This is a genomic window from Micromonospora sp. NPDC049089, from assembly GCF_040648775.1.
Taxonomy (GTDB): Bacteria; Actinomycetota; Actinomycetes; order Mycobacteriales; family Micromonosporaceae; genus Micromonospora.
In genome coordinates, this window is record NZ_JBEZEH010000267.1 from 1 (window position 1) to 8,227 (window position 8,227).

Genomic DNA, 8,227 nt, shown 5'->3' on the forward strand with positions numbered 1-8,227 from the left:
GTGGTTTGACGCGCGCGGCGGGGTCGGTCAGTGGATGACGACGGGCGTCCTGACCTGCTCGCCCTGCGGGTCGTCGAGCTGCGCCGGCTGACGTCGGCGCGGCAGGAACGCCGCCGGGATGATCGTGAGCACGACCAGCGCGAACGCGACCCAGAACGTGCTCGCGAACGACTTGGCGGCGAAGTCCAACCCGCGCTCGATGATCGACGGGTCCACCGGCATCTGCTGGAGCAGCTCCGGCCGCTGCTGGGAGGCGATGGCCAGCCCGGCTTCGGTGATCGGCTTGCCGCTCTCGTCCACCAGCCCGGGGATCGGCCGGGAGCCGTTGAGCTCGTTGGTGAGGATCACCGACATCACGGCTGCGCCGACCGAACCGCCGATCTGCTGGAGGATGTTGACCAGCGTCGAACCGCGGGCCACCTCCTGTGCCTGCAACGTCCGCAGCGCCGACGTCATGATCGGCATCATCGTGCCGCCCATGCCCAGACCCATCACGAACAGCGAACCGCCGAGCAGCCAGTACGAGGTCTGCGGGTCGACCTGGGTGAAGCCGAAGAACCCGACGACGATGAGCCCCAGCGCGAACGGGACGGTACGCCCGATCGGCACCCGGTCGGCCAACGTGCCGGCGATCGGCATCGTGATCATCGCGCCGATGCCCTGCGGGGCCATCAGCAGGCCGGCGGCCAGCGTCGACTCACCGCGCACCTGCAGGAAGTAGCTCGGGAACAGCAGGCCGGCGCCCATGAACGCGATGATGAACACGAACATCGTCACTGACGCGATGGTCAGACTGCGGTTGCGGAACAGCCGCAGGTCGAGCAGCGGGTGCCGGGGCTTGAACGAGTAGAGCACGAACGCCACCACCAGCGCGCCGCCGACCAGCATCGGGGCCCAGACCTTGGCCTCGGCGAAGGTGCCCGCCTCCGGCAGGGACGAGACGCCGTAGAGGAACAGCGCGAGACCCGGCGAGAGCATGAGCATGCCGACGAAGTCGAACGACTCGGACGGCTCGGGCGCGTCCTTCGGCAGCGCGAATTGCGCGTAGATAAGGGCGATCAGGCCGATCGGCAGGTTGATCAAGAAGATCCAGTGCCAGCTCGCGGTGTCGATCAGCCAACCACCGAGGATCGGGCCGCCGATCGGCCCCAGAAGCATCGGGATGCCGAGGACGGCCATCAACCGACCGATCCGGTGCGGACCGGCCGCCCGGGTCATGATGGTCATGCCCAGCGGCATGAGCATGCCGCCACCCAGGCCCTGGAGGACCCGGTAACCGATCAGCTCGCCGATCGTGTCGGCCATGGCGCAGAGCCCCGACCCGATCGTGAACAGGGTCAGCGCCACCATGTAGAGCCGCTTGGTGCCGAACCGGTCCGCCGCCCACCCGCTGAGCGGAATCACGGTGGCGAGCGCAAGGGTGTAGGCGGTCATGGTCCAGGCGACGCGGGCGTAGGACGCGTCGAACTCACTCTGGAATTTGGGCAGCGCCACGCTGACCACCGTCACGTCGAGGATCGACATGATCGCGCCAAGGACGACGACGCCCGCCACCTTGAGCACCGCGGCGTCGAGTTTGTCCGATGTCGCGAGAGATTGCTGTGTCACTAACTCTCCTGAAGTCGATTGAGCCGGCCGACGGTGGGCGGTGGCGGCGATGCCGCGCCAACCGGGCGCGGGGCGCGACGTGCCAGGACGACGACGCGCGGAGGAAGACTAACCGCCCTCTGTGACGATCCGCCGCCGGATTTCGTGACGGACCGGCCGCGTATCCGATCGGCCGTGCGAACTGTGGCCGGACGTCGGGGTGGCAATCAGCCGGCAGAGAACTAGCTGCTGCCCCGGCTGGCGTCGAGGGCAGCCTGCTCCACTCGCCGACGGTGGTCCCGCCACCATGACTCGTCCACGGGGGGCAGATTGTCGTGCCTGGGCAGCAGCCCGGCCGTGCCGTCGATGAGTTCGCGCACGATGTCAGCGTGGCCTGCGTGCCGCTGGGTTTCCGCGATGACGTGGACCAGGACATGGTGCAACGTGACCGCCGCATCGCCCCACCACGGCACGTGGCCTACGTCGTGCAGTGCGAGGGCTTCGATGGTGGTGTCGGCGTGGGCGATCGCGCGCTCGTACAGCGCCACGATCTCCTCGCGGGTCTCATCCGCACTCGCCCACATGTCGGCATTGGTCTCCGCCCCGGCACCGACATACGGCAGTTCCTGCTCGAACGGGCGGCCGAACACGACGCCGAAGTAGAGGATCTCCATGGTCGCCGAGTGCTTCACCAGACCGAGCAGGTTGGTAGCGGTCGGGGTCAACGGACGCCGAATATCGTATTCGCCGAGCCCGTCGAGCTTCCACAGCAGCGACTCACGGCCGCCCTTCAAGTAACTGAGCAGATCCGCCTTCATCGCGGCACTATGACATCCGGTCGGGTGTCGGCGTTGCCCCGAGCAGTCCGCGAAGCTCCCGATCGGCAGGACACGCCACCCAGCCACGCCGGTGCTGGGGCTCGCCCAACCCGACCTGCGGGGCCCCAGCCAGGGATCGCCGAACCGCGGATGAACCGCACCTGGTTGGGGTTCGGCAGCGGTGCGACGGTCGGTCCATGACACCTTCCACCTACACCGTTGCCGGCCACTGGATCGGTGGCGAGACCGTCACCGGCTCCGCCGGCACCCTTCCCGTCGTGAACCCGGCCACCGGCGAGGTCGTCGCCGAGACCCCGGCCGGCACCGCCGCCGACGTCGACCGCGCCGTCGCTGTCGCCCGAGCCGCCTTCCCGGCCTGGTCGGCGACCACCCCGCGGTACCGGGCAGACGTGCTGCGCCGCCTCGGTGCCGGCCTCGCCGCCCGCACGGAGGAGATCGCCCAGGCGATCACCGCCGAGATGGGCTCTCCGATCGGCATGTCCCGGACCGCCCAGGTCGCGTTTCCGGCCGCCGTGGTCGAGTCCATCGCCGGCCTGGCCGACGACTTCGCCTGGACCGAGGAGGTCGGCAACTCGCTCATCGTCCGCGAGCCGATCGGCGTGGTCGGCGCGATCACGCCGTGGAACTTTCCGCTTCAGCAGATCGTCTCCAAGCTGGCACCGACTCTGCTCGCCGGCAACACGATGGTCTTCAAGCCGTCCGAGAACGCCCCGCTGACCGCGCGCATCCTCGCCGAGGTCGCCGCCGAGGCCGGCGTACCGGCGGGTGTCTTCAACGTGGTCTACGGCACCGGCGCGACCGTCGGCGAGGCGATCTCCGCCCACCCGGACATCGACATGATCTCCTTCACCGGCTCCACCCGGGCAGGACAGCGGATCTCCGCAGTGGCCGCGGCGACCGTCAAGCGGGTCGCGCTGGAGCTGGGCGGCAAGGGCGCGAACATCATCCTCGACGACGCCGACCTGCCCACCGCTGTCGAGCGGGGCGTGATGATGGCGTTCAGCAACGGCGGTCAGGTCTGCGGCGCATGGCCACGGATGCTGGTGCCCGCCTCCCGTCAGGACGAGGTCGTGACGTTGGCCGTCGAGGCCGCGAAGCAGTACACCGTCGGCGACCCTGGCGACGAGGCCACCCGGATCGGCCCGATGGCGTCCGAGGCCCACCGGCAGAAAGTCGTCGGCTACATCGAACGGGGTACCACCGACGGCGCTCGGCTCGTGTTCGGCGGCCCACAGCGGCCCGAGGGGCTGACCGTCGGGGCCTACGTCCAGCCGACGATCTTCGCTGACGTCGATCCAGCCTCCGCGATCGCCCAGGAGGAGATCTTCGGCCCGGTGCTGACGATCATCCCCTACGCCGACGAGGAGGAGGCCGTTGCCATCGCCAACGGCACGCTGTACGGCCTGACCAGCGGCGTCTTCGGTGAGCCGGAGCACGCGCTGGCGATCGCCCGGCGGCTGCGCGTGGGCCAGGTCGACGTGAACGCCGGCCACTGGAATCCGCTCGCCCCCTTCGGCGGCTACAAGCACTCCGGCAACGGCCGCGAGTTCGGCCGCTTGGGGCTGGAGGAGTTCCTGGAGACCAAGTCCATCCAACGCTGACCGCCCCAGACGGCCGCGACCCACACCTGTCGGTCGACATCGGGACCAGGACACCCGCCCCGCCCCGCCCCGCCCCGCCCCGCCCCGCCCCGCCCCGCCCCGCCCCGCCCCAAGATCGTGCTGGATCGTGGATGTAGTGGCCTCGATCGCCCCGCACACCACTACAACCATGATTTAGTGCGATCTTGAACGCGGGCGCGGGCGCGGGCGCGGGGCGCAGGGCGCGGGCGGGAGTGCGATCTTGGGGTGGGGTGGAACAGCGGGGCGGGGCTGGTCTGTTGCACTCCATGTGCCTGTCGATTCGCCGGCACCCACCGATCGGAGACACCCGTGGACCGCGCCCAACTCGCGAGCTTCCTGCGTACCCGCCGGGAGGCCCTGCAGCCCGAGGACGTGGGGTTGCCCCGGGGCCCCCGTCGGCGCACCGGAGGGCTGCGGCGTGAGGAAGTCGCCACGTTGAGCGGGATGTCCACCGACTACTACAGCCGGTTGGAGCAGAAGCGCGGGCCGCACCCCTCGGAGCAGATGCTCGCCGCCCTGGCCCGGGGCCTGCGGCTCTCCCTCGCCGAACGGGACCACCTGTTCCAGCTCGCCGGTCACGCCGTTCCGCGCCGCGCGGTGCGGGCCGACCACGTGAACCCGGGAATGATGCGCATCCTCGACCGGATGCACGACACCCCGGCCCAGGTGGTGAACCACCTCGGCGAGACCCTGGCGCAGACCGCGCCGGCCGTCGCCCTGCTCGGTGACGAGACCCGGTACACCGGGTTGGCGCGCAGCGCGCACCACCGCTGGTTCACCGACCCGACGGCACGGCAGCTGCACCCGGCGCAGGATCACCAGACACAGAGTCGCCTGCTCGTGGCGCACCTGCACGCGGCGTACACCCGTGACGGGCGCGGCTCACGGGCCGCCGCGCTCGTCGACGACCTGCTGGCCAGGAGCCCGGAGTTCGCGCAGCTCTGGCGGGAGCACCCGGTGCCCGCCGGCTACTGCCCGCCCAAGCACTTCGTGCACCCGGAGGTCGGGGCGTTGGAGCTGCACTGCCAGACGCTCGTGGATCCCGACCAGTCACAGACACTGTTGGTCTTCACCGCCGTACCCGGGTCGCCGAGCGACGAGAAGCTGCGCCTGCTCGCCGTCATCGGCGGCCAGCTCGTCTGAACGCGATCGGCTCGGGCGGGGGTAGCGGGCCGGGCTGACCCCCAGGTAGCGCCGAAAGTGGCGGGTCAGGTGCGCTTGGTCGAAGAACCCGGCCGCGACGGCGGTCTCGACGGGCCGCTGCCCGGCGAGGAGCAGGCGACGGGCCAGCTCGACCCGGCGGCCGGTCAGGTACGTGTGCGGTGGCACGCCGTGCGCCTGGGTGAACGCCCGGACCAGGTGGGTCGGGTGGGCATGCAGCAGTTCCGCGGCCTCCCGAAGGGTGACGCCCTCGACGGTCCGGGCGTCCAGCAGCTCCCGTAGGCGCACCGCGAGGCCGTGTCCGGCCAGCTGGACACCGACCGGGCAGCGCTGGCGGAGCTGGCGGCGGAGCCGGTCCAGGATGAAAGCGAGCCGGCTCTCGGCCTCGAACTCGTCGCCGGGTGTGGCGAGCGCCTGGTGCAGGTGGTGGACCCGGTCGCGCAGCCGCGGATCGGCCAGGTCCGGCTCGTCGACGGCCCGCCCGACCAGCTCGGCGTCGAGCGTCGAGGTGTCGAGGTACAGGACGCGCTTGCGGAAGCCGTCGGGTGTGGCGGATCTGCCGTCGTGCGGCACGTACGGCGGCAGGAGGGTGACCGACGTGCGCAGCGCGCCGTGCCGGTGCCGGTCCAGGTCGAAGCGGACCGCGCCGTCGTCGACGATCAACAGCGTCCACACCTCGTGGATGTGCCGGGGGTAGGCGTGGTCGACGAAATGGGCGTGGAAGACCTCGGCGACCCCGGCTACCGCGGGTCGCCACGCGCTGACGTGCGAGCCCGCCGGGCGGGTGGCCACGCTAAGAACGTACAAGACCGGTAGGTGTTCGGGCGGCAGGCTCGACGCCATGACCGAACCGATCCGCTTTCCCACAAAGATCGCCGTGCTGCTCCGCAACGACCTGGCGGGCTGGCAACGGCTGAACGTCACCGCCTTCCTGGTCAGCGGCATCGCGAGCACGCTGCCGGAGCTGGTCGGCGAGGAGTACCGCGACGCGGACGGCACCGGCTACCTGCCGATGTTCGGTCAGCCGGTGCTGGTCTTCGCCGGGGACCGGGCGACGTTGGTCGGCGCGCACTCGCGCGGCCTCGCTCGTGGCCTACGGCTGGCGATCTTCACCTCCGAGCTGTTCGCCACCGGCAACGACCGGGACAACCGGGCCGCCGTCCAGGCGGTCGGACGGGAGAAGCTCGACCTGGTGGGACTGGCGTTGCACGCGCCGCGCAACGTGGTGGACAAGGTGCTCAAGGGTGCGTCCATGCACCCGTAACGGCATCCGTGGCGACGAAGACATTGATATCGGCCTGTATGACTGTAATGATTAACACACTTTACAGTTGTTTCGCCGCCCCGGAAGGACCCCCACATGGCGCGACGATCGGCCGGGCTCACGCCCCGCCACCCCCGCATCAGACTGATCACTGCGCTCGCCGCGGCCCTGCTCGCCGTACCGACCGGTCTGGTCGTCGGCGCATCGCCCGCCGTGGCGGCCGCGACGGGCACCATCACCGGGTACGGCGGCAAGTGCGTCGACGTGGCCGCCGCGAGTTCGGCCAACAACACCGCAGTCCAGCTCTTCGCCTGCAACGGCTCCTCCGCGCAACAGTGGACGGTCGGCGACGACGGCACGATCCGGGCGCTGGGCAAGTGCCTGGACATCGCCGCCGCCAGCACCGCCAACGGCGCCCGGGTGCAGATCTACGACTGCAACGGCACCGGGGCGCAGCAGTGGTCGGCCAACGCCGGGCAACTGGTCAACCCGACCTCGGGCAAGTGCCTCGACGCGACCGGCCAGAGTTCCGCCGACGGCACCCCGCTGCAGATCTGGAGCTGCACCGGCACCGCCAACCAGACCTGGACGCTGCCCACCGGCGGCGGCACCACACCACCCCCGTCCGGCGGTTTCACGCACCCCGGTGTGCTGGTCAGCCGGGGTCAACTCGACTTCGTCCGCGGCCGGGTGCAGGCCGGCGCGCAGCCGTGGGCGTCGGCCTACAGCCAGATGATGGGCAGCCGGTACGCCTCCCTGTCGCGCACCCCGGCGCCCCGCTCGGTGGTCGAGTGTGGTTCCTACTCCAACCCGAACAACGGCTGCACCGACGAGCGGGAGGACGCGATCGCGGCGTACACCGACGCGCTCGCCTGGTACGTCACCGGGGACGCCCGGTACGCGCAGAAGTCGATCCAGATCATGGATGCCTGGTCGGCGACGATCACCGCACACACCGGCAGCAACGGCCCGTTGCAGACCGGCTGGGCCGCCTCGGTCTGGCCCCGGGCGGCCGAGATCATCAAGTACACGTACACGAGTTGGCCCAACGCCAACCGCTTCGCCACCATGCTGCGCAACGTCTACCTGCCGGTGGTGCGCAACGGCTCGAACAGCAACGGCAACTGGGAACTGACCATGATGGAGGCCGCAGTCGGCATCGCCGTCTTCCTGGACGACCGGAGCGCCTACGACGCGGCGGTCACCCGCTTCCTCAACCGCACCCGGGCCTTCATCTACCTGCCCAGCGACGGCGCGTTGCCGTACACGATGCCCGGCAGCGGCCTGGACACCAGCGCGGAGATCATCGGCTACTGGCAGGGCCAGTCCACCTTCGTCGCCGGCCTCGCCCAGGAGACCTGCCGCGACTTCGTTCACACCGGGTACGGAATCTCCGCGATCTCGCACGTCGCGGAGACCTCCCGGATCCAGGGACGGGACCTGTACCCGCAGGTCGGTGAGCGGCTGCGCCAGGCGCTGGGCTTCCACTCGCGCTACCAGCTCGGCGAGGCGCCACCCTCCTGGCTCTGCGGTGGCAGCCTCACCCGGGGCCTCGGGCCGATCACCGAGGTCGGCTTCAACGCGATGAGCACCCGGTTGGGCAACGTCATGACCAACACCCAGACCCTCACGTTGCAACAACGTCCGGCCGGGACGAACAACCTCTTCGTCGCCTGGGAGACGCTGACCCACGCCAACAACCCCAACTGACCAGGTCGTCGTGGGGTGGCGCCGAGGGCCCGCCGCCACCCCAC

Annotated in this window: 7 protein-coding genes; 4 read left to right on the forward strand and 3 right to left on the reverse strand. The window is 70.3% G+C overall.

Annotated elements, in window-relative coordinates; all coding sequences use genetic code 11:
* Nucleotides 1-27: 27 nt before the first annotated feature.
* The gene (locus AB0B48_RS30335; protein WP_357207481.1) at nucleotides 28-1,608 is read right to left on the reverse strand and encodes a DHA2 family efflux MFS transporter permease subunit; all 1,581 of its coding nucleotides are present in this window, start codon (nucleotides 1,606-1,608) and stop codon (nucleotides 28-30) included.
* 221 nt (nucleotides 1,609-1,829) lie between these two features.
* Nucleotides 1,830-2,405 (reverse strand): DinB family protein, encoded by a 576-nt coding sequence (locus AB0B48_RS30340; RefSeq protein ID WP_357207485.1) that lies wholly within the window; start codon nucleotides 2,403-2,405, stop codon nucleotides 1,830-1,832.
* 197 nt (nucleotides 2,406-2,602) lie between these two features.
* On the opposite strand from AB0B48_RS30340, the gene AB0B48_RS30345 reads away from it, so the two are divergent.
* Nucleotides 2,603-4,027 (forward strand): aldehyde dehydrogenase family protein, encoded by a 1,425-nt coding sequence (locus AB0B48_RS30345; protein ID WP_357207488.1) that lies wholly within the window; start codon nucleotides 2,603-2,605, stop codon nucleotides 4,025-4,027.
* Between the two features lie 330 nt (nucleotides 4,028-4,357).
* Nucleotides 4,358-5,191 carry a helix-turn-helix transcriptional regulator gene (locus tag AB0B48_RS30350; RefSeq protein WP_357207490.1) on the forward strand — a complete coding sequence of 278 codons (834 nt, stop codon included), beginning with the start codon at nucleotides 4,358-4,360 and terminating at the stop codon, nucleotides 5,189-5,191.
* On the opposite strand, the gene AB0B48_RS30355 is transcribed toward AB0B48_RS30350, so the two are convergent.
* A complete protein-coding gene (locus AB0B48_RS30355) occupies nucleotides 5,099-6,001 on the reverse strand; it encodes an AraC family transcriptional regulator (protein WP_357207493.1) in 903 nt (300 codons plus the stop codon). The two genes, AB0B48_RS30350 and AB0B48_RS30355, sit on opposite strands and share 93 nt — an antisense overlap.
* 49 nt (nucleotides 6,002-6,050) lie before the next feature.
* Here AB0B48_RS30355 and AB0B48_RS30360 point away from each other — a divergent pair, with 49 nt between their 5' ends.
* Entirely contained in the window at nucleotides 6,051-6,473 is a 423-nt protein-coding gene (locus AB0B48_RS30360) for a DUF2000 domain-containing protein (RefSeq protein ID WP_357207495.1), read from the forward strand.
* A gap of 96 nt (nucleotides 6,474-6,569) precedes the next feature.
* Entirely contained in the window at nucleotides 6,570-8,183 is a 1,614-nt protein-coding gene (locus AB0B48_RS30365; RefSeq protein WP_357207497.1) for a ricin-type beta-trefoil lectin domain protein, read from the forward strand.
* The last annotated feature ends 44 nt before the right edge of the window (nucleotides 8,184-8,227 follow it).